The organism is Pseudomonas sp. HR1, from assembly GCF_030175875.1.
In the GTDB taxonomy this organism is placed as follows: Bacteria; Pseudomonadota; Gammaproteobacteria; order Pseudomonadales; family Pseudomonadaceae; genus Chryseomonas; species Chryseomonas oryzihabitans.
The window spans coordinates 1-543 of the sequence record NZ_JASNRF010000081.1 but is presented as its reverse complement, the minus strand read 5'-3'; the positions used below and the strand labels follow the sequence as shown (position 1 = coordinate 543).

Annotated in this window: 2 protein-coding genes; both read left to right on the top strand. The window is 61.1% G+C overall.

Annotated features, from left to right (window positions below; genetic code table 11):
• Positions 1 to 281: efflux RND transporter permease subunit (locus QKY98_RS23705; protein ID WP_284671719.1), on the top strand; the 281-nt coding region annotated here is incomplete at its 5' end.
• On the top strand, positions 278 to 543 hold a 266-nt coding region (locus tag QKY98_RS23700), incomplete at its 3' end, for a copper-binding protein (RefSeq protein ID WP_284671718.1). The genes QKY98_RS23705 and QKY98_RS23700, both read left to right, overlap by 4 nt.

The following is a 543-nucleotide window of genomic DNA, read 5'->3' as shown; positions in this document are numbered from 1 at the left end:
ATGGCGAAGGCGTCCTGCTCGACGCCATTCGTGAAGGTGCTGTCCAGCGAGTGCGCCCCAAGGCCATGACCGTCGCCGTGATCATCGCTGGCCTGCTGCCCATCCTTTGGGGCGGCGGGACCGGCAGCGAAATCATGAGCCGTATTGCCGCGCCCATGGTGGGCGGGATGATCACCGCGCCGTTGCTCTCCCTGTTCGTTCTGCCGGCAGCCTACCTGCTGATGCGCCGCCGGCAATTGCAGGCCCAGCACGCAACCAACTCCCCTGGAGAACATCTATGAACATCAAGCACATCACCCTTGCCTCACTCTTCCTAGTACCAGTCGCCTATGCCGCCGACAAGGAGCCAATGGACGGCATGCCGATGGATCACAAAGGCATGAACATGCCAATGGACCAGAAGTCGGCGGGACAGACCGCTACAGCCACAGGTACGGTCAAGAAAGTAAACACCGAGAGCGGAACCGTCACCATTGCCCACGGCCCGGTCGAAGCGTTGGGCTGGCCGTCGATGACGATGGGCTTCAAAGCAAAGCCTGATCA